Source organism: Spirosoma pollinicola (genome assembly GCF_002831565.1).
GTDB lineage: Bacteria > Bacteroidota > Bacteroidia > Cytophagales > Spirosomataceae > Spirosoma > Spirosoma pollinicola.
Genome location: NZ_CP025096.1, coordinates 6,908,993 through 6,930,947, shown reverse-complemented (window position 1 = coordinate 6,930,947; position 21,955 = coordinate 6,908,993). Strand labels below are relative to the sequence as shown.

Below are 21,955 nucleotides of genomic sequence, written 5' to 3'. Positions count from 1 at the left end.
GTAAGAGGTTTTTTACCGCTAAAGAAAAAGCTATGAAAACTAAAGAACAGATTGAGCGATTAAAGGCAATACCAATAACGCATTATTTAAGTGAGCATGGTTTACAACCTGTAAAAGCAAATGGGGCTGAGTTAATTTACTATTCACCCAAAAACGAAGAACATACTCCTTCATTCTTTGTCAATCCAAAGAAGAACGTATTTCACGATTACAGTGGGGTAGGAGAACAAGGTGATATAATCCGACTCATTCAGTATATCAAAGGCTATAGCTTTATGCAAGCTGTAGACGCATTAGAAGCGATCAAACTGGAAAAGGCACAATCCTTTTCTTTTAGCGGTAATAATCTCTCTCAGGACAAGCAATCATCAACTGTCGAGATTGTAAGCGTTCACCCCCTAAGAAACCGGGCTTTATTAGATTATATATGTAGCCGTAAAATCTCTCAAGCTATCGCAACAACCCATTTGCAAGAGATTCATTACAGAATCAATCAGAAGCGGTATTACGCGGCTGGATTCCGAAATGATAAAAATGGGTATGAATTACGAAGCCATTATTTCAAAGGGGGAACTTCTCCAAAGTGGTTTACCTACTTACCCGTTCAAGGCTCAAGCGAAATCAACCTTTTTGAAGGAGTATTTGATTTTCTATCCTGTTGCCAGTTTTTCAATACAATAAGGCTAAAGAATTCAACTATCGTTTTAAACTCACTCTCCTTCGTCAAAGATGCTTTACCCTTATTGGCATCACATAAAACGGTAAACGCTTTTCTGGATAATGACAAGGCAGGTAAACAAGCATTAGAACAACTTGGAAAAGAAAAATTGACCGTACAGGATTGCTCTCATTATTATCCAAACAGCAAAGATTTTAATGAGTATTTGATAGGTCATTCTGGTCTAGAATAGCACTATAGGCTTTCAGGTGGCTTAATGGAGGCTTTAGTTAGGCTTTCATTGGTTTAACAGAGTGCTAATGCAGAGCTAACACACAGCTATGGCACAACTAACAAGGATTTTAAACAGCCTTAACGCGTACATAAATGGAAAAGAAAAACGAACCGAAAGAAGGAAAGAACGGACTACGTAATTATAGCTTTGAACGGGTTAAGAAAGGTAAGATAGTTTACCTAAATGATCCTAGGATGCCGGGAGCGTATCAGGAGTGGACCAATTTCTTCTATACTAAAAAATGCCTATACTGTAGTAAGGAGTTTGAAGCCAAAAGGGTTGATACTACCTTTTGTAGTCAAAATTGTCAAAAGGCTCATTTGAGATTACGAAGAAAATGATAAAATGGCTAATAGACTAAATTTAATAATCTATTAGCCATTTTTGTTTAGTATCTACATTTAACTATTAACCTTTTTTTTGTTTAATTCTTTTATGTAGACCTCGAGAGGTGCTCCTACGTTCTTAATTCGTCCTAATATATCTTGTTGGATTGACCTATTTATCTCAAGAGAATTAACTACATTATAGATTCGACCGATGTAGTTAACTCTCAGGTCTAAAGCATGGCGAGATTGATTGTAAATCTTGCGAAGGTTTGGTTTTCCCTGATCTTGTAACGTTAAATTTAATGGTACTATCAATAAATCATTTGAAATTTTTAACCACTCATTGCCTTTAAAATCAGGAGGGTTATTTTTTAAGGCACCCATTATTTCATTAATTCTTATATAATTAATTTTATCGCTACCTGTAAGGTCATCTACTTTGTTTTCTAGTATGTATTGATTAACAATTTCAATTAATTCTTCTAAAGCCGATCTATACTTATCTTTATCTTCAATTAGTAAAGGAAACTGAAGACTAAATTCGCTGAAAGCTTTAGTATAATTATCGTTAAGGGCGTTACAAAGTTGTAATAATTCAGCTATCCCAAATCCTGATTCATTTTTAGGGAATTGATTTACTGAAGCTAGATAATATTCCTCTTGATTTATCTTATTTGCTATAGAATTTAGGCTATGTGGCACATAAGAGTTTAAGTCAGGAATCACAAAAGGATTCCTTTTATAAGACTCTTTGGCGTTTTCTACACTAAGCCTATAAAATTCAATAGTTTTAAAAGAGTCATTTATTAGAAAGTGTAAGTATTGTAATTTATTTTGTTCTGTAGTCTTTTGCTGCTCATCATCCCTATTTCTTTGCTGTGTATTTTGTAAATAGACAACATACAATGAAACTACTGCTGCCAGCAAAGCTGCTGCCATGGTGCCTAAAAGAGATAACCATTCAGCTCGAGTAATTGAAAATAAAAAATGTCTTGATTCCGCAAGAGAATTGAAAACGAAGTTCTTTAGCCAACTTGAAAAATTATCAAAAGTGTCTCCCATAGCGACAAATAAAAGCATTTAGCAATGAATGTATTACAAAATGTAATACATTAAAAGACAAAAAGCCCCAAATCGTAAGATTTGGGGCTTTTTGTCTTTTAACAATTGAAAACTCGAACAAACTGGTAGAGGGCATTAGACTTATCTATTAATTAGAACGCATTTTAATAGCCTGTAATTCTACTACGACTTAGCAAACCCTTATCTCTGTCTGGCGTCAATACAAAGTGAGAAATTAATCTATTCTAAACTGGCTTATTTGGCACAATGTTTGTCTAGTTAATAATGTGAACTCGTATACTTATAGTTACTTTGTTTGTGTATTTGTGTAATTAATTATTTGGCTGCATAAATTTACTGCGAGTTGATTACTCCCTATTTTCCAAGAGAATTATGATAACTTCTTCTATCTTACAGAGTAAAGGCCTTTGGGTCATCTATTATAGAATACTCTGGTTAATACTTGTTGTCTCCGTTCATATTGAGGCTCAGCCTGTCCGACAATGGGATAAAACCTTTGGCCGCTCTCAAAACGATTTTCTGTCGGTCACACTGCCTACGGCGGATGGGGGCTATTTGTTAGGTGGAGTATCATTCGAAACACCTTATTTTGATGATCATGAGTCTGGTAATTTTTGGCTAGTCAAGGTAGGTAAAGACGGCAATAAGCAATGGGATAAATTACTTAATACTCAGGGACAAAAAAATCTTAAAACTCTACTGGCTACCACCGATGGCGGTTATCTGGTGGGGGGAGATGCCTTGCCTTTCATAAATGGCGATAAAAACGCATTTGGCGCAATGTGGTTAATTAAGATTGATGCAAGTGGTAACAAACTTTGGGACAAGGCTTATGAAGGGATAAAACTACCGCCTGGTCCGTTTGGATATATGTATGGAACATACTCGATATATGGGTCGATGATTGCCACCGCCGATGGGGGATACTTGCTAGGGGGAAGCTGTGCATCAGGCGTTGGTGGGGACAAAACCCAACCTAGTAAAGGGTCATACGATTACTGGATTCTTAAGCTTGATGCTAACGGCAATAAACAATGGGATAAGGTCTTTGGTGGGAATAAGGACGATCTACTTGTGTCCGTACTGGCAAGTGCGGACGGAGGATACGTGTTGGGTGGAAATTCCAACTCAGATGCGGTAGGCGATAAAACAGACCCATCCAGAGATGGGAGTTCATACTTTGATTACTGGGTTATCAAGATTGACGTTAATGGGATTAAACAATGGGACAAAACCTACGGTGGGAAGTCTTATGAAAACTTATTGGCTTTTATAACGACTCCAGATGGAGGTTATTTACTAGGAGGGGATTCTACGTCAGGGGTAAGCGGGGATAAAACTCAATCTAATCGAGGTGGTTTTGATTACTGGGTCGTTAAGCTTGACGCTAACGGCATCAAACAATGGGATAAGACGTTAGGAGGGAATTACTACGATACGTTTGGTGGTTTTACTCCGACACCAGATGGGGGCTATCTAATTGGAGGGTCATCAGTTAGTGACATCAGCGGTGACGTAACCGCTCCGCGAATAACGTATGCAGATTCTTTTGATTACTGGATTGTTAAGCTCAGTTCGACCGGCACTAAACTCTGGGATAAGAAGTATGGAGGAGCAACTTATAATCACTTAGCCACTCTTATGACGACCTCTGATGGAGGGTACTTGGTGGGCGGAACATCTTCTTCAGGTGTTTATGGGGATAAAAGCCAGCCCTCCCAGGGAGGTACTGATTATTGGCTTCTTAAACTTAAAGATTGTCAATTGCCTACCAACTGCATCATCATCACCATTAAGAAAATAAAAACGGCTAGATGATGTTCCAGATTCCCAAACGTCAAATTGGTGGACTCAAGTCGTCTTCAGATAAATCTTCCTTTCTGGCAACACAGTAATAATCTTAGTACAAAGTAAAGCAGATTGCTCTGGCAGCTTTCCACTGATTAAGGCAAATTTATTCAATCACGCCAATCTTCAGGTGTCTGATTAATACGTTGCTTTCTTGTTTTAAGTAAATCGCTTATAAAGTTCTGAGAAGAATTGATTGTGAAGTAGAAACCATCAGTAAATGTTACAAAAGTAGGTACAAATAAACTGAAAAAGCCCCAAAACAGTGTGTTTTGAGGCTTTTTGCTCCCGAAGCTGGGCTCGAACCAGCGACCCTCTGATTAACAGTCAGATGCTCTAACCGACTGAGCTATTCGGGAATCGTGGTGCAAAAGTAGCCCCTAGAACCATATTGCGCAAGTATCAGACTGAAAAAAATGAAGTTATTTTTTAATCTGATGATAATCAGAGCCTGTTCTATCGAAAAGAATCGGGCCGATTGTTTGGGACGTTCTCTAAAATCAGCTCCTTAATGCGACGGGCATCGCCTTTCGAGAAATTGCGGATGATGATTTCGGGCCGGGCACGCGGAATCACCCGGATGGTTGAGAAGAAAACGCCGTTGTCGATCTCAACACCCGAGATGTCGGAGTAGAATACGAAATTATCGGTGCCGCCAATCAGTTTACGGGCACGGAACGTAACGCCCTTGTCGTTGAACTCAACCTCGTCGGGGTTGATAGGGTCTTTGAAGCTGCTGGAACGGAATTTTTCTGCCATGATCTCTGACCAGGATTTTAAGGAGATTCAAAGGATTTTTAGGATTACTGCACGAGATTACGCATTTGCTCAATTAGTCAGTTAAATCAGCGTGAAAGTCATGTTCAACGATTTTCTGGATTGCTGCACAGCCTATACAACCGTCAATTGCCATAATCTTGTTTAATTCTTTAAATCTTGGTAAAATCTCGGTTATTTTTTGGGTAAGTAAATTATTTTCTTGGTCTCAAAAAAAGGCTCCTCAAAATAATCGGAGATGTCATACACGCGGTAACGGTCGAGTACTTCGGCAAGTTCTGCTTTCAGGTCGCCCCCTTTGAGATACAAAACGCCATTCGGGCGGTCGTTGTTACCGGCTTTATGAATTTTATAGCGTATCCAACCCAGGAAGGGCTTCAGTTGTGTAACGGCCCGACTCACAACAAAATCGTAAGTTGTGTTTAGTTGCTCGACCCGGATCTGTTCGGCTTTTACGTTTGTGAGTCCCAGTGCATCAGAAATCTCCTGCACCACCTTTATTTTCTTGCCGATGCCATCGACTAAATGAAAGTCGACCATTGGGAACAGAATAGCCAGCGGAATGCCTGGAAAACCGCCCCCCGTGCCCACGTCGAGGATTTCGGTGCCGGGCTTAAACGAAACGACTTTAGCGATGCTTAGGGAGTGCAGAATATGCTTTTCGTAGAGCGCGTCGATGTCCTGACGCGAAATAACGTTGATCTTCGCATTCCAGTCGCGGTATAAGCCATCCAAAGCAGCAAAGCGTTCCTTTTGCTCAACCGTCAGGTTTGGGAAGTATTTAAGAAGTAATTCGATGTTCATATTGAGAGGAAATGGATAATGTAAAATGCATACTGATTAAGCAAGTCGGCGGTTTATCCATTATTCATTTTACATTTTTTATTAAAATCAGCGCCAGTACAATCGCTTTTTACGACGTCTGAAAAGTGTTTTTATTCCTGCCAAACCATAATAAACAGCTAGTAAGAGGTCTATAAACGGAATAGTAGCCCAGTGTACGGTATGGCCCAGCCGATAACTGATTCGTCCAACAATACCCCAAAATGCTAATTTCCGAACGATGAATAGACCCGTTCCGGCTAGCAAAAGTAACCATTCGCTGGCGGTAAAGGAAGTATGCAGGAGTTCGTGAACCAAAACGATAAGGCCCACAGCCAGTGCCAGCAACCAGTTTAGCACGTGTGAGCCGGTAAGTAAGCCCAACCGAAATTTATTGCCTGATTTGTAGTATTTGCCCACGTTAAGATGACGTCGTTTCTGGAGCCGCCAGTCAGTCCAAGTCGTTTTGGGTTTCGACCACATAAACGTATTCGGGTCAAGGCAAATGGCTGTGTTGCTGCATGTGGCGACTTCGTTGATGAACAGATCGTCGTCGCCACCCACCACATTTTTATGGGTATAAAAGCCTTTATTGTCAAAAAATACGCTGGTACGATATGCCAGATTTCGGCCAACACCCATATAGGGACTGCCCGCCAATGCCAGCGAAAAATACTGTATGGCAGTGAAGAGGGTTTCGGAGCGAATGAGCAGATTCAGGAAACCGGGTTGGGGCTCGTAAGGCGAAAAGCCCAGCGAAATATCTTTTGTACCCGTTTCCATAGGGGCTACCATGCCAGCTAGCCAGTCGGTCGATGCGGGGCGGCAATCGGCATCGGTCAGCAAAACCGTTGGGTAGCTGGCTTTCTTGATGGCAATGGTCAATGCGTATTTCTTTGGTGTTACGTGCTCGTGTTCTTTCTCGATACGAATAAACCGAACCCGCGACAGGTGGGCAATTTCGTTTTCCAAAAATAGCTTGGTGCCATCGGTTGAGCGGTCGTCCATGACCAATACCTCAAATAAGGGGTATATCTGATCATTGAGCATCGGCAGTAATTCGGTCAGGTTTTCCCATTCATTTCGGGCACAAACGACAACAGTTATGCCGCGTTGAACAGGGGTTTGAGCAGTAGACTTGCCAGATGGGACTGGTGGTAGGAGGGAGTCGTTTCGGTCGGGTTGGCGATAAAAGGCCGTTCTTGAATAAACAAGGAGAATAAAAATAAGCTGAATGCCGACTATAAACAGCCAGGTTATCAGCAGTGCAGTGATCACAAAGGGGGACGTTTACTCGCTAATGCGTTGGTTCTGAATCAAGGGCGCAAAGATAGGGGAAATGGAGAGAAAAGTTGAGTGGAATAGGTGGAGTGGGTGAAGTTGGTGGAGTGAGTGAAATTGGTGAAGTGGGTGGAATAGGTGAAGTGAGGAGATAAGGATAAACGATAATCACTCACCTCACCTATTCCCCTCACTCCACCCCTTTTCCTTATCTTTGTACTATGACATTTTCGATTACTGCCCAAGACCCGCAGTCGAAGGCGCGAACGGGAACGCTGATAACCGATCACGGGCCCATCCAAACACCGATTTTTATGCCGGTTGGTACCGCCGGAACCGTGAAGGCGGTGCATCAGCGTGAGCTCGAAACGGACGTTAACGCCGAGATTATTCTGGGGAATACCTATCACCTCTATATGCGGCCGGGCCTGGACGTGCTGAGCCAGGCGGGTGGATTACATGCTTTCAATGGCTGGAAACGGCCTATTCTGACCGATTCGGGCGGGTATCAGGTGTATTCTTTGTCCGGTACCCGAAAGATCAAAGAGGAAGGTGTTACGTTTAAATCGCACATCGACGGCTCTAAACACACATTTACGCCAGAGGGTGTGATGGACATTCAGCGCACGATCGGGGCCGATATTGTTATGGCATTCGATGAGTGTACACCCTATCCCTGCGACTATGAATATGCCCGGAAGTCAATGGATATGACGCACCGCTGGCTGGATCGCTGCATCAATCGCTTCGATGCGACAGAGGGGCATTATGGGTTCAACCAAACCCTGTTTCCTATTGTACAGGGTAGTACCTACGCCGATCTGCGCCGACAGTCGGCCGAGATGATTGCGAGCAAAGAGCGCGAAGGGAACGCCATTGGCGGGTTAGCGGTGGGCGAGCCTGCCGAGGAAATGTACGCCATGATCGAACTCGTGAATGGTATTCTACCCGTCGATAAACCCCGCTATTTGATGGGCGTAGGGACGCCGGCTAATATTCTGGAAGCCATTGCTTTAGGTGTGGATATGTTCGATTGTGTAATGCCTACCCGCAACGCCCGCCATGGTCTTTTGTTCACTACGGAAGGTATTATCAACATTAAAAACGAAAAATGGAACCGTGATTTTAGTCCCATCGATGCGGGTTTGGGTGGGTATGCCAGCACCTTTTATTCGAAAGCGTATTTACGGCATTTGATCAAATCGGAGGAGTTGCTGGGCGGTCAGATTGCCAGCCTGCATAACCTGACGTTTTACCTGTGGCTGGTTCGGCAGGCGCGGGCGCACATTGCAGTGGGCGATTTTGTTTCCTGGAAAAATGAAATGGTCGTTCACCTGATGCAGCGTTTATAAGACAAGCGGCAGTCGTTGATTCAATAGAGCTAACGTTTCCCTTAAACGTCGGATGTGGTTAATTCTTGAACGTAAAGTCTCCTAAATGTTGGTTTAGGAGACTTTTTCTATGTTTTGCAGTCTCATACATGTTCCTGAATCTGGCAAGAGATAAACTGCATGCCCGTACTACCTTCACAAGATGGTTTTGACCGAATCTAACCCGACGTTATCTAAAAATCGCAGGTCGCGTTTGCCGACCGATGTGATTGTACGAACGCTGTGGCTGGGAAGGCGTGCCGTGTTGATTGGCGGTTTATTGTTTGCTTTGTTAGGTGTGGTAGTAGCATTGCTGATAAAACCGGAATTTCGGTCGGAAGCGCGACTGATGCCCGAACTGAACAGCGGATCGGGCGATGTACTCAAACGCCTGGCATCGGTAGCGGGCTTTGCCGGAATAGATTTTTCGGACGCTGAGCGTGAGGATGCCATTCGGCCAGATTTATATCCCACTGTTTTGCAGAGCACACCTTTTGTGCTCTATTTGATAGATCAACCAATTACAACAACCGATGGACAGGGGCAGACGGTGGGTGCGTTCTTACATCCCAACGATACTGGTTGGTCATTCAACCGGTTTTTTTCGTTTAATCCAGCCGGAAAAGTTGGCCTAAAACCCATAAGCAAGCCAGACGGAACGGTGCGATTGTCGGTTCTGCAACAGGAGTTAGTCGAAGAAATTAGTGAGCGTGTCGCGGCCAGATTTGATACACGTTCGGGCATTATTACCATCACGGCCAGTATGCCCGATGCCAATGTAGCGGCAGCCGTAGCACAACTGTCCATGAAGTACCTGACGCAGTATGTGCGAAATTACCGAACCGGGAAAGCACGGCAGGACTTACGCTTCTACGACCGCCAACAGGCCGACGCACACAAACGGTATATGAACGCGCAGCTTGCCCTGTTTCACTATGACGATCAACACAAACACGTTGTGATGCTGGCGACCACAATGGACAGGCAACAAATGGAAACTGAACTGAGTATTGCTCAAACCGTTTATACAGAGCTGGCACGCCAGTTTGAGCAGGCGAAACTAAACGTACAGGCCAGAACGCCGGTCTTTACTGTGCTCGAACCGCCTAAGGTGCCGCTCAAACGAACATCGCCCAGGCGAACACTTGTGGTTCTGGTTTTTGCGATGGCCGGTCTGACAATCAGTGGATTATATATGTTGGCTCAACAGGTAGATGTGGTGGAGAAATGGCGGACTATACTGGACGCGGAACAAACAAAGTAGAAAACACAAACTCAACAGGAACTACCTTAACAAAACTAATTCGTTGCTAAACGCCCTTCAACAGAAAGAAAAACAAATTGCCGTGATCGGTTTGGGCTATGTTGGTCTGCCGCTTGCGCTTGCGCTTGCCCGTCAGTTCCGGGTTGTTGGTTTTGATAACAACGCCGGGCGAGTAGCTATGCTGCAACAAAATGAAGATCCGTCCCGGCAACTGCAAGCGGATGCATTTACCGGAACGGATATCTTTTTTACGGCCAATCCGGATGATCTGAAGCACGCTCATTTCTTTATCGTTGCCGTACCCACGCCCGTAGACGATTATAAAGTACCTAACCTGAAACCCTTGCAACGGGCATCGGAAACGATTGGTCGGGTACTGAAACCCGGTGATTATGTAGTCTATGAATCGACAGTATATCCGGGCTGTACGGAAGAAGACTGTCTGCCCATTCTGGAACACGAATCTGGACTAACGCTGGGCCGTGAGTTTAAACTGGGCTACTCGCCGGAGCGAATCAACCCCGGCGATAAGGTTCGTACGTTGACCGATATTCGTAAAGTTGTTTCGGGAAGCGACGGTGATGCTACACAAACTATTGCTGCCGTATACAGCAGCATTATTCAGGCGGGAGTGTACACGGCACCTAGTATCAAGGTTGCCGAAGCCGCTAAAGTCATCGAAAACGTTCAACGCGATTTGAATATATCGCTCATGAACGAGCTGGCCATCATTTTCGATAAGATGGGTATCGATACTCAGGAAGTCCTTAACGCTGCATCGACAAAATGGAATTTCCTGCCATTTACACCGGGCCTGGTGGGCGGGCACTGCATTGGAATAGACCCGTATTATCTGCTTTACAAAGCCCGGCAACTTGGCTATGAACCACAGGTGATCAATTCCGGTCGGCGTGTCAACGACGGTATGCCCGCTTTTGTGGCCACGAAACTGGTACAGCTGCTGTTGCAGGTGGGTAAGAATCCGGCACAAACAAAAGTGCTGGTGATGGGACTGGCTTTCAAGGAAAATATTGCCGACATCCGCAATTCCAAAGTGGCCGATCTGGTACGGGAGTTGATGAAATATGCCGTTAACGTACACATCGTTGACCCGCTTGCATCGCCGAATGAAGTAGCTCACGAATATAATATGAGCTTAATGGAAAAGCCTGTTGGTCAATATGATGCAGTTATAGTGGCGGTTAGTCATGACAGCTATCGGGCATTTGATGCTGCTTATTTCAGGTCGTTGATGAGCGAGTCTCCGATTCTGCTGGATTTGAAAGGCATGTATACTGTACAAAAAAGTGCCGGAATCGAATATTGGCGATTGTAAACGTAGGTAAGACGATGAAGGTAGTTATTGTGGGCCACAGGGCATTTGATTCTTATGAGTACAACCTGAGCGATTCGTTCAGGGCACTGGGACATACTGTTTCAATCGTCGATATTACGGATGTGTTGCCTGTTTCGGCCAGGCTGAATTATTGGGCGTCGCGTTTTCTTGAATCGTATGATCGGGTGGTTAGTGTTCGTTTGGCGCATAAAGTAGCTTCAGTTCAAACTGATCTGGTACTTGTCGTATACCGAAATCTGCACCCTCTGATTGTGAAACAGCTCAAGGAACACGTAGCTGGGGTGCCCATTGTACAAATGAATCCAGATGCGCTGTCGAACCTTGAAAAGCAGCAGATCATTGCCGCCGAATTCGATTATTATTTTTCCAAAGAGCCGTATATCGTTGACTTTCTGCGCAATAAAGTTGGGGCTAACGCACATTATCTGCCCGAAGGCTTCAACCCGCGCATTCACCAGAAACCAACGGTCGAGAAAAGCGTTGCAGAATGGCTCACAAATATTGATGTGCTGGTCTTTGGTAATTTATATGCATATCGCGCCCGGATGATTGAACTTCTGATGCGGGCTGGAATAAAAGTGGCGGTGTATGGGGTCGAAGGCCCTTACCTGCGTCCGATGGTGCGGACGGCTTTCCGGCAGAAGTATCTGGTTGGTGCAGAAAAGAATCGACTGTTGTACGGAGCTAAAATCGTTTTCAATAATTTCCACTACGCCGAAGTTACATCGGTCAATCAGAAATACTTTGAGATTAACGCTATTGGCGGCTTTCAACTGTCCGATTATAAACCGACGATTGATGAATACACAGGTGTTCCGGCTGATCTGGTAACCTATAAATCAATAGATGAGGCCATTGATAAAATTCGGCATTATCTGGCTCACCCCAGAGAGCGGTATGCACTGACAAGTCGTCAATATGCTCATTTTCAGCAATATCATAGCCTCGATTTACGTGTCAGGCAGTTAATTCAAACGGTGGGGATGTCTTCTCTATCGCTGATGAAGGACAGATAATGGTAGCCTCCACGGTCGTAATCCACGAAGCACAGTGAATCTCCATGACAGAAAGTTTATAATCTACAGCAGTTTAGCCGTGCTAAGTTCGGGAATGTCATTATTCGGCGGCTCTGAATTTTGGCTGATTTGTACCTGTGTTCTGTCACTTATTGGCGGGCTTTACGGACTGGGTAATTTGCTGATAATACCCCACAGACGTGTCAATTTTCTGCTGATGGCAGCCGTCATTATCAGCGTGGCCAGTGCGTTAGGAATGCTGATTGGTTTTGTGGCTATCTCATTCATATCAACGGATATGTGGGAAATTACCCTGGCCTACACATATACCACAGCAACAGACCTTTCACTCGCTCAGGGGTATGCGAATGCATTTGCCATAGCCCTCTGGCTGCTGGGTAACCGCCTGCATACGTCCGGCATGATGCTGTCCATTTATCAGGATGTGCAGTCTTGCCTGCAAACCCATAGGCGTGCAACATTGATACTGGTCGTGGGCGTTTTTGGTTGCCAGCTTTACCTGCTCAACATCAACGTGATTGTTTATGGTGGGAATGATCTGGCAACTGAAGGCGAACCAACGCATCCGTTACTGGCACTGATTACACCCCTGGCGCCGGTAGTACCCTTCGTACTTGCTTATTATGCCCGTTACTGTGTTCAAACGCGCCAATGGCTGGTTGGTTTGTTGATTGTTGGGCTGCTTCTGGGCGAGCTGAGTTGGTTTTTTCTATTCGGTCGTCGTAGCGTACTCTACTTTTTTGCCCTACTGCTTGCCGGGTTCACCTACGAACGTGTATTGACAGGTAAATACATTGTCGGCCATATCGTGCCCATACTACTGAGCATCCTGCTAATTCTGACCATTGCCGACACATATCATAAACTACGTACCGTGTATGGGTTTGCGAATCTTCAACGGATGAGCGTGGTCGATGGTTTTCGGGGCTTACAAGCCATTGACGACGACCAATATGATAAAATACGAACGACCAACATGGCGTTCAGAAGCGTTTATAGTTCGCTTGCTATTGGTCAGTTTATTAATTTATTCAGAACAACAGCGCATAAACCATTGGCAGGTAAAGCGTTACGGAACAGTATACTGCTGGCTACGCCGAGTGATTTTCTGGTTGATAAAAAATCCGTCCTGGCGAAGGAAGCCCTGTATGAAAGTACGTATGCCCTACGCCTGACAGATATTAGCGAAACACTTTATTTAGAGTCATTTATTGACTTCGGCTGGCTTGGGTGTTTTCTCTATACAGGTTTCATTTCTATACTGTTTTATGGGATTTACTTCGTGACGAACCAGTACGGAAGTCCGTTGTTTTCGCTGGTTGTCTGCTGTATGTCCATACACCTGGCTTTGTCGATGGTCGAAATGGACATGATAACCTATCTGGCCACTATTCGAAACCTGTTCTTATACTATATCCTGACGCGTTTGTTTTTCAGAAAAACGGTGCATACTCCGCTTCAGTACAAAACGGCTGAAAGCACCGAACTATAGTCTATGACCATTCTCTACCTATTTCGCAGCTCCGGAACCGGACACAGTATCGAGCATCTGTTCGATACGATTCGCTGCGAAATAGAAGAGGCTGGAATACAAACAAAAGCCGTTCGGCTGCCGCACATAAGCCGGGGAGTGCGAACAGTCTGGCAAAATCTGCGTTTCGTAAAGCAACTGACCGCCAGCGTTTTTCATATCACGGGCGATGTACATTATCTGGCGCTGGCCCTACCGGCATCCCGCACGGTACTTACTATTCATGACTGTAGTTTGTTGAAAAACAACCGGCATCGTCCACTACGATACGCGATCTTCTGGCTGTTCTGGTATTACCTGCCCATTCGCCGGGCGGGCGTTGTAACGGCTGTTTCAGGAAAAACGCGACAGGAACTGTTGCGTTATGTGGGTCCTATCGCACACAAAGTAAAGGTGGTGCCTAACGCCTGCGACCCAACGTTAATGGCGAGTCCCGGAGTATTTTATCATGCTAAACCTATTCTCTTGCAAATCGGGACGGCTCCGCATAAAAACCTGCCCAGCCTGATCGCGGCCATCGAAGGTATTTCCTGCACACTCGTGATCGTTGGCCCGCTAACCAAGGAAATCCGGGCGGAGTTGCACCAACGGCAAATTGACTTTCGGCAGTACGTCGATCTCAGCCGGGAGGCTATCGTTCAACTGTATACCGCCTGCGACATCGTCACGTTTGTTTCGACGTATGAAGGCTTTGGTATGCCTATTCTCGAAGCCAATGCCATTGGTCGGGCCATTATTACGTCCGATGTTTCACCCATGCGGGAAGTTGCCGCTGAAGCTGCCCTGTTGGTCAATCCGACGAATATCCCCGCCATTCGGGCCGGTATTTCGCGACTCATTCACGATGATATATACCGACAACACCTCATTGAAGAAGGGTTAAGAAACGCGCAATGCTATACAGTCGAACTAGCTGCCCACCGGTATCAATCGCTGTATGAGCAAGGCTGTCCATCGTTATCAGCGCAACCTGTTATATGAAAATAGCACTGTCGGCCGATTGGTTTTACCCCGCGCCCGTTGGTGGGGCGGCCACTACAATTTACTGGCTGGCAAAGACGCTCACCACCGCCGGGCACGACGTTACGGTGGTGGCTACATCGCAGGACATACCCTCGTCGATACCACATAACCGTTGGCTGGTTCGGGATTGTGGACGAGTGATTTATACCGGAAATCCACATTTCTATGTCCCTCTCAGGCACATATGGTATGGCTGGCGGGCCATTCGGCAGGCCGATGTTGTGCATCTAAACAGCCTCTTCTACCCCGCTTCCTTTGCCTGGCTCATCTGCTGTCGGCTATTGAGAAAGCCCATTGTATGGTCGCCCCACGGTGAATTGAGTCCGGCCGCCCTTGCGTTTCGACCCCGGTTGAAACAGTTTTTATTGACGCTATTCCGGTGGTTTAATTCGGATGTGTTGTTTCATGCTGCCAGCGCAGAGGAACGCAATCAGATTAGACAACATTTTGGGCCGGATGCCCGAATCGGCGAAATCCGAACGATGATGGAATTGCCTATGCCAATAGTTCGGGTAGCCCGACCTTATCTGCTGTATATAGGTCGAATGCACCCAATCAAAGGCATTGATCGGCTTCTGGAAGCCCTCAGTGCATCAACGTTATTTCGCGGAAGTGAGTACTCGCTACTTATTGCCGGGTCGGATTCGGATAAAATGTATGCCTGGACGTTGCGCGAATTGGTACGAATGCTGGGTATTTCGGCAAAAGTGTCGTTTATCGGTGTGGTGCAGGGTGAGCAAAAGGAGCAATTATATGCCGATGCTCATTTGCTGATTTTGCCCTCTCATGCCGAGAATTTTGGCAATGTCGTCATTGAATCGCTGGCGCAGGGAACCCCCGTTGTGGCCTCTACCAACACGCCCTGGCAGATTCTTGAGGAGGAGCAGGCTGGCCGATGGGTTCAGAATGAGCCAGATTTACTTCGTCAGGCTATCGAATCATTTCTGACTATGCCGCCCAGCCACTACGAATTGTATCGAGAGCGGGCTTTGCAGCTGGCTCGCCGGGATTACGATATAACGGCCAACCCGACTCGCTGGGTCGATTTTTATGAAACGGCAAGAAACCTATCTACAACATAATGGATTACACCCGCCAACCTTTACGCATCAAAATTCAGAAAGTAGTTCGCTATGTGCGCTTGTTTGGCCTGACCAGAACATGGGTCAAAGTGCAGGCAAACTGCCACATGAAACGGCAGTTTTCGCACAGGCAGTCGATGCCCGCGCCTGCAGGGTCAACCGGTAAACACGTTGGTATTTTGGGCTGCGGTACGTTTGCCTATGCGAATGTGGCCTATTACGTCCACAAAAAATATGGGGCCGTCATCCGGGGCGTTATGGACACCGACTTAAAACGGGCCATTTCGCTCGGTCAGCGGTATCGGGCAGAGTACTATACCACCTGCGCCGACGATGTTATAAACGACCCGCACATCGACCTGGTCTATATTGTCTCCAACCACGCGTCCCACGCTGAATATGCCATTGCTGCCATCAAACAAGGCAAAGCAGTACATATCGAAAAGCCGCACGTGGTGAGTGAAGATCAACTGGTGCGCTTGTGTGCGGCAATACGTGCGTATAAGGGGCGCGTTAGGATAGGATTCAACCGGCCCGAGAGTGAACTTGGGTTGTTGCTAAAACGCTATGTAGATGCTCAATCCGGCCCGGCCATGCTCAACTGGTTTGTAGCAGGGCACGCCATTGCTGCCGATCATTGGTATTTTTCGGAACAAGAGGGCGGCCGAATTCTGGGCAATCTGTGTCATTGGATTGATTTTACACTGCGGTTAATTCCCGAAGCCAGCCGCTTTCCTGTTCAACTAACTCCCGTGCGTTCCTACCAATCGGACTGCGACATTAGCGTCTCCTATTTGTTTGCCGATGGCTCCATCGCGACAATCACCTTTTCGGCGAAGGGGCACACGTTTGAAGGCGTTCGCGAAGCATTGAATGTTCACAAGGGAAATTTACTGGCCAGCCTGACCGATTTCAAAACGCTTCGACTGGACATAACCGAAACTGTAATTCGTCGGCGATTGTGGGTTAGAGATCATGGTCATAAGCGTTCAGTCCAAAATAGTTACTTGATGCTGTCTGAACCGTCAAAGCAGGAGACAATCAGGATGATCTGGGAAACAGGTTACCTGATGCTCAAAACCAGAGAAGCCCTCGAAACGTCCTCGGTCATTCAGGTGACGGGACTGGAGAATTTTTAGAAACCGTTTGAAAACCCCTAAATCCCCTAAAGGGGACTTTTGTTTGACGTTGAAATAAGTCCCCTTAGGGGATTTAGGGGTTTTTAAAACTGGCAAAAAATACAGTTCAGACAACTTTCTCGCACATATCCATACCATGAAAATTCTGAGCGTTGTTGGGGCTCGGCCGAATTTTATGAAAGTAGCCCCGTTGCATCGGGCTTTTCTGAATGTGCCGGGTATTCAGTCGAAAATTGTCCATACAGGACAGCATTACGACGCTCGGCTGAGTGCGGTCTTTATCCAGCAACTCGACCTACCTCAGCCCGATTATTCCCTGAACGTCCGAGCCGGAACGCCAGAGCAGCAAATGGCCGAGATCAGGCAAACGTTTGCCGCTGTAATTCGTGTCGAACAGCCCGATTGGGTGCTGGTTGTTGGCGATGTAACAAGCACATTGGCATGTGCCCAGATAGCCTCGAAAATGGGCGTTCAGGTGGCGCACGTGGAAGCGGGCCTTCGGTCGGGCGATGGGCAGATGCCCGAAGAAATCAACCGGATTCAGACCGACGCCCTCGCCGATTTGCTGTTCGTAACCGAACAGGCCGGACTGGATAACCTTCGCCGGGAAGGTGTTGCCAACGAGCGGGTTCATTTTGTGGGCAACGTAATGATCGACTCACTGGTGCAGTATCGCCGGAAAGCGGCTGAGTTGAATACACTTCGGTTGCTTGGTCTATCGCCCCGAAATTATGTGCTCATGACCATGCACCGGCCTGTAAATGTGGATACCCGACAGGGGTTGGAAAAAGTCCTGAAATTGGTAAAGAATACCGCTTTCCACAAAACAGTTGTGTTCCCTCTTCATCCTCGTACCCGCGCGAGCCTGACCCGACTCAACCTGATGCCTCCTCTGGTATCCATCCCAAACCTGAGACTATTGGAGCCGCAGGGGTATCTGGAATTTCTGAACCTAATGGAACACGCGGCTATCGTTCTGACCGACTCGGGCGGCATTCAGGAAGAAACAACATATTTAAACGTTCCCTGCCTCACTTTCCGAGACACGACCGAGCGACCTGTAACTATCGAACTGGGTACGAATCAATTACTCGCCGATTTAGAGCCGGAAACCACCCACCAGAAACTACTGGAAGTCCTGAATGGTCGTGCTAAAGTTGGCCGGATACCGCCCTTGTGGGATGGCAAAACCGCCGGTCGAATCGCAAAAATACTGTATACCACAGCGATGCACGAAGTATGAAACAACTTATCCAGAATCTCAACACGGGCGAAACAGTACTCGACGATGTGCTAACGCCACAGGTACGACCAGGGCATGTGCTGATTCAGACCCGGCGGTCGCTGGTGTCGTTGGGAACGGAGCGGATGCTGGTTGAGTTTGGGAAAGCCAATCTACTGGCCAAGGTGCGCCAACAACCTGATAAGGTAAAGCAGGTGCTGGCAAAAATCCAGTCCGACGGGCTACTGGCAACCGTAGAGGCAGTTCGTCGGAAGTTGAACCAGCCGTTGCCGCTCGGCTATTGCAACGTTGGAACGGTGCTGGCGGTGGGTGATGGTGTGACCGATATACGAATCGGTAATCGGGTAGTTTCTAACGGCCCTCATGCCGAGGTCGTTTGTGTAGCCCGCAATCTGGTTGCCCTCATTCCCGATTCGGTAAGCGACGACGAAGCCGCCTTTACCGTTGTGGGAGCCATTGCCCTGCATAGTATTCGACTCCTAAACGCGAGTATTGGCGAAACCGTTGTCGTTATCGGGCTGGGGTTGATTGGGCTGCTCACCGCTGAATTGCTCCGAATTACGGGGCATCGCGTGATCGGCATAGACATTGACGAAAGCAGGTGCCTGTTAGCCGCTGAACGGGGAATAACCAGCCTTAACCTTGGCTTGGGAACAGATCCGGTAAAAGCGGTTATGGCGCTGACCAATGAGGTAGGGGCAGATGGTGTTATCATTACGGCTTCGGCTCGGGCAGATGAATTGCTGTCGCAGACCGCCCGCATGAGTCGCCAAAAGGGAGCCGTTATTCTGGTTGGCGTTATTGATCTGTCGATGAATCGGGCTGATTTTTACGAAAAAGAACTTACGTTTCGGATTTCGTGCTCCTACGGTCCCGGTCGCTATGATGCTGATTATGAACAGAAAGGACAAGATTATCCGCTGGCGTATGTACGCTGGACAGCCAATCGAAATTTTCAGGCAGTCCTTCAGTTTCTGGCTACTGGTCAGTTACAGGTAATGCCGTTTATAACGGAGCGCGTTCCCTGGTCAACTATCAGAAAATCTATGGCGACCTGAAATCGCCGGGGCGGATGGCGTCGCTTCTCATCTATTCTGAACAGGTAGACCTGAGTCCGGTGCTTATTCTGCAAGAGCATACGTACGAAATCCGTTCGGGTACTATCGGGATAATTGGCGCGGGAAATTTTACCAGTTCGATACTGCTACCTGCCTTGAAAACGGTGGGTGTTATACCGAAAATTATTGCCGGTAGTGGTGGGCTGAACGCAACGGTGCTGGCCCGGAAATTTGGTATCTCGCAAAGTACAACAGACTACCGGCATATTCTGGACGATCCGGTCATTGACCTGTGCGTCATTACGACCCGGCACGACAGCCACGCCCGCCTGACCATCGAAGCCCTACAGGCGGGAAAGCACGTATTCGTAGAAAAACCGCTGGCAATTCATGAGCATGAACTACTGCCGTTGATTGACCAGTACAGAAAATCGAAGCGGATCGTGATGGTGGGTTTCAACCGACGGTTTTCGCCTTTTGCCCAAAAGATGAAGTCGTTATTGGGTGGCGAACGGTCGGGTGATTTGCCAATGAACATAGTGATAACGGTCAACGCCGGGGCTGTTCCGGCTGCTTCATGGCTGCACGACCGAACCACTGGTGGTGGTCGGCTCTTGGGCGAAGCCTGCCACTTTGTAGATCTGGCTACGTTCCTGACGGGTAGCCGGGTACTGAGTGTATGCCTGAATGCGATGGGCCGTCAACCAACGGAAACCAGCGATTCGGCATCGCTTCTGTTACGGTATGAAAACGGCTCGACTGCTGCTATCAATTACTTTAGTAATGGCAATAAAGCCTATCCCAAAGAGCGGGTGGAGGTGTACTCGCAGGAGCGAACGCTGGTGCTGAACAACTTTAGAAGACTGACAGGTTATGGATTTCGGCGGTTTTCATGGAAGTGGGGACGGCAAGATAAAGGCCATGTCGAGCAAATGAAGCGATTAATTGAAGTGGTACGGTCTGGACAAAGTGACACCAATGAATCACAAAAGCTGGCGCAGGCATTGATTTCGTTTGCCGAGATCATCAACACGACTCAAACCATGTTTGCCGCTTTGCAAAGCCTGCGGGAGAGCCGATTTGTTGACGTAGCCAGTGTGGGTATGACGAAGACAGAACCGACTGCTGTTGACGATAATGCGTAAAATCGGCATGTTCTGGCGAACCCTGACGCAGTTGACCATGCGCCAACTGATCTTCCAGTTAATAGCTCGGCTGCGTGGTAGGCCTCGCCTTCGCTTGCCTACTATAGTGCCAATTGCTCATTTCCTGACGGTTGCTGACGCCGATAAACCCGTGTCGTGGCAGTCCGGAACGTTTGTATTCCTAAATAAGTCGTATTCACCCAACGCTGGCCCCATCGACTGGAATTACATAAATGAGGGCTTAGGCGACTATGGCAAGCTCTGGACATATAACCTCAACTATTTTGATTTTCTGAACCAACCGGCTTTAAACCCTGCAACGGGTCTGGTACTTATTCAGGATTTTATTGCTCAAACGGCCTCTCTGCGGGATGGCCTGGAGCCTTACCCGACGTCATTACGGATTATGAATTGGGTACAGTTTTTGAGTCGTAATCAGATACAGAATCAAGCGATCAATCGGCATTTATTTGCTCAGATTGATTTGTTGAGTCGTCGGTTGGAGTATCACATTGCCGGTAATCATTTGCTCGAAAACGGCTATGCCCTGCTTATCGGGAGCCTTTATTTTCGGCATAGAAAGTGGCTGAAAATGGCCACGCACCTTATCGGCACCGAATTACAAACGCAGATTTTGGCCGATGGCGGGCACGATGAGCGAAGCCCGATGTACCATCAACTGCTACTCGACCGGCTGCTAACGGTGCTGCTGGCTTTGCGCCATGATGAATGGCATACCGAGTTGACGTTCGTTGATTTTCTGATTGATAAAGCTCATAAAATGCTCATTTGGTTAAACGCCACCACGTTTTCCAATGGCGATATTCCGATGGTAAACGACGCTGCCTGGAGCATTGCGCCCACAACGGCCCAACTACAGGCAAAATCCGAACGTGTCCTTGGTAACAAACACAACCCTCCTTCGATAACAGAACTAAACGAGAGTGGCTATCGGATGTTTCGCCGGAGTCGATACGAGTTGGTTGCGGATGTAGGCCCAATTGGCCCCGACCACCAACCAGGGCACGCACATGCCGATACGTTTTCTTTCGTGCTATATGTGGATAACTCTCCGCTACTTATGGATACTGGTACCTCGACCTATCAGCCCGGACCGCGTCGGGACATAGAGCGGAGTACATCTGCCCATAACACAGTTGAGGTAAATGGGCAAAACTCGTCCGAAGTTTGGGCTGCTTTTCGGGTGGGTTGGCGGGCAAAGGTGCGGGTATTGGCCGATACCCCGACCGAGTTAAAAGCCCGACACGACGGCTACGGTCATATTGGCGTCGTTCATGAACGTGCGTGGCTTCTGGAACAAACGCACCTGATTATTACAGATCGCCTGATTCGTTGCCGGGATAAAGCCAATTTGTGTGGTATGGCTCGATTTCATTTCCACCCCGATGTTCAGGTGCAGGTTTCGGACGATATAGTCATCACTGGGCCAGTACAATTGTCATTTTCGTCAGGGTCAAAACCAAATTTGAGTGTTACCCGCTACAACATGGCCGAAGGCTTCAATCAACTTCGTACCGGCCAATGCCTTGAGATTCAGTTTACAACCAGTTTAGAAACCAGAATACACTTTATTGAACTGAGCTTAAAATGAA

18 protein-coding genes and 1 tRNA gene are annotated in these 21,955 nt (G+C 47.0%); 14 read left to right on the top strand and 5 right to left on the bottom strand.

Going from position 1 to position 21,955, the window contains the following annotated elements; genetic code table 11:
• Nucleotides 1-32 precede the first annotated feature (32 nt).
• Nucleotides 33-911, top strand: a complete 879-nt coding sequence (locus CWM47_RS29165; RefSeq protein WP_100992110.1) for a toprim domain-containing protein — start codon at nucleotides 33-35, stop codon at nucleotides 909-911.
• 443 nt (nucleotides 912-1,354) lie between these two features.
• On the opposite strand, the gene CWM47_RS29155 is transcribed toward CWM47_RS29165, so the two are convergent.
• Nucleotides 1,355-2,362 carry a hypothetical protein gene (locus CWM47_RS29155; protein WP_157816084.1) on the bottom strand — a complete coding sequence of 336 codons (1,008 nt, stop codon included), beginning with the start codon at nucleotides 2,360-2,362 and terminating at the stop codon, nucleotides 1,355-1,357.
• Between the two features lie 375 nt (nucleotides 2,363-2,737).
• Between CWM47_RS29155 and CWM47_RS29150 the strand changes: the two genes are divergently transcribed.
• A complete protein-coding gene (locus tag CWM47_RS29150) occupies nucleotides 2,738-4,183 on the top strand; it encodes a hypothetical protein (protein ID WP_100992107.1) in 1,446 nt (481 codons plus the stop codon).
• A gap of 315 nt (nucleotides 4,184-4,498) precedes the next feature.
• On the opposite strand, the gene CWM47_RS29145 is transcribed toward CWM47_RS29150, so the two are convergent.
• From CWM47_RS29145 to CWM47_RS29130, 4 genes are all read right to left on the bottom strand, one after another.
• Nucleotides 4,499-4,572, bottom strand: a tRNA-Asn gene (locus tag CWM47_RS29145).
• A gap of 97 nt (nucleotides 4,573-4,669) precedes the next feature.
• The gene (locus tag CWM47_RS29140; RefSeq protein ID WP_100992106.1) at nucleotides 4,670-4,972 is read right to left on the bottom strand and encodes a hypothetical protein; all 303 of its coding nucleotides are present in this window, start codon (nucleotides 4,970-4,972) and stop codon (nucleotides 4,670-4,672) included.
• A gap of 192 nt (nucleotides 4,973-5,164) precedes the next feature.
• A complete protein-coding gene (gene rsmG / locus CWM47_RS29135) occupies nucleotides 5,165-5,794 on the bottom strand; it encodes a 16S rRNA (guanine(527)-N(7))-methyltransferase RsmG (RefSeq protein WP_206170552.1) in 630 nt (209 codons plus the stop codon).
• 87 nt (nucleotides 5,795-5,881) lie between these two features.
• Nucleotides 5,882-7,090, bottom strand: coding sequence for a glycosyltransferase (locus tag CWM47_RS29130; protein ID WP_100992105.1), 1,209 nt, complete (start codon nucleotides 7,088-7,090; stop codon nucleotides 5,882-5,884).
• Between the two features lie 224 nt (nucleotides 7,091-7,314).
• Here CWM47_RS29130 and tgt point away from each other — a divergent pair, with 224 nt between their 5' ends.
• The 12 genes from tgt (at nucleotide 7,315) to CWM47_RS29075 (ending at nucleotide 21,954) form a co-directional block, all read left to right on the top strand.
• Complete coding sequence (tgt, locus tag CWM47_RS29125) at nucleotides 7,315-8,445, top strand: tRNA guanosine(34) transglycosylase Tgt (RefSeq protein WP_100992104.1); 1,131 nt, start codon at nucleotides 7,315-7,317, stop codon at nucleotides 8,443-8,445.
• Between the two features lie 181 nt (nucleotides 8,446-8,626).
• Nucleotides 8,627-9,727 (top strand): GumC domain-containing protein, encoded by a 1,101-nt coding sequence (locus CWM47_RS29120; RefSeq protein ID WP_100992103.1) that lies wholly within the window; start codon nucleotides 8,627-8,629, stop codon nucleotides 9,725-9,727.
• Nucleotides 9,728-9,770: 43 nt separating this feature from the next.
• On the top strand, nucleotides 9,771-11,063 hold the full coding sequence (locus CWM47_RS29115) for a nucleotide sugar dehydrogenase (protein WP_240625514.1): 1,293 nt from the start codon (nucleotides 9,771-9,773) through the stop codon (nucleotides 11,061-11,063).
• A 14-nt stretch (nucleotides 11,064-11,077) separates the two neighbouring features.
• Nucleotides 11,078-12,100, top strand: a complete 1,023-nt coding sequence (locus CWM47_RS29110; protein ID WP_100992101.1) for a CgeB family protein — start codon at nucleotides 11,078-11,080, stop codon at nucleotides 12,098-12,100.
• A gap of 217 nt (nucleotides 12,101-12,317) precedes the next feature.
• Nucleotides 12,318-13,613, top strand: coding sequence for a hypothetical protein (locus CWM47_RS29105; protein WP_157816083.1), 1,296 nt, complete (start codon nucleotides 12,318-12,320; stop codon nucleotides 13,611-13,613).
• A gap of 3 nt (nucleotides 13,614-13,616) precedes the next feature.
• Nucleotides 13,617-14,633: a glycosyltransferase family 4 protein gene (locus CWM47_RS29100; RefSeq protein WP_100992099.1), complete on the top strand. Its 1,017-nt coding sequence runs from the start codon at nucleotides 13,617-13,619 to the stop codon at nucleotides 14,631-14,633.
• Nucleotides 14,630-15,757 carry a glycosyltransferase family 4 protein gene (locus tag CWM47_RS29095; protein WP_100992098.1) on the top strand — a complete coding sequence of 376 codons (1,128 nt, stop codon included), beginning with the start codon at nucleotides 14,630-14,632 and terminating at the stop codon, nucleotides 15,755-15,757. The genes CWM47_RS29100 and CWM47_RS29095 overlap by 4 nt, the downstream gene beginning before the upstream one ends.
• On the top strand, nucleotides 15,757-16,896 hold the full coding sequence (locus CWM47_RS29090) for a Gfo/Idh/MocA family protein (RefSeq protein WP_100992097.1): 1,140 nt from the start codon (nucleotides 15,757-15,759) through the stop codon (nucleotides 16,894-16,896). Before CWM47_RS29095 ends, CWM47_RS29090 begins: the two co-directional genes overlap by 1 nt.
• A gap of 136 nt (nucleotides 16,897-17,032) precedes the next feature.
• Entirely contained in the window at nucleotides 17,033-18,139 is a 1,107-nt protein-coding gene (gene wecB / locus CWM47_RS29085) for a non-hydrolyzing UDP-N-acetylglucosamine 2-epimerase (protein ID WP_100992096.1), read from the top strand.
• A complete protein-coding gene (locus CWM47_RS40080; protein ID WP_317046662.1) occupies nucleotides 18,136-19,197 on the top strand; it encodes a zinc-dependent alcohol dehydrogenase in 1,062 nt (353 codons plus the stop codon). The genes wecB and CWM47_RS40080 overlap by 4 nt, the downstream gene beginning before the upstream one ends.
• A 14-nt stretch (nucleotides 19,198-19,211) precedes the next feature.
• A complete protein-coding gene (locus tag CWM47_RS40075; protein WP_317046661.1) occupies nucleotides 19,212-20,342 on the top strand; it encodes a Gfo/Idh/MocA family protein in 1,131 nt (376 codons plus the stop codon).
• Complete coding sequence (locus CWM47_RS29075) at nucleotides 20,335-21,954, top strand: alginate lyase family protein (RefSeq protein ID WP_100992095.1); 1,620 nt, start codon at nucleotides 20,335-20,337, stop codon at nucleotides 21,952-21,954. Before CWM47_RS40075 ends, CWM47_RS29075 begins: the two co-directional genes overlap by 8 nt.
• Nucleotide 21,955: the final 1 nt, after the last annotated feature.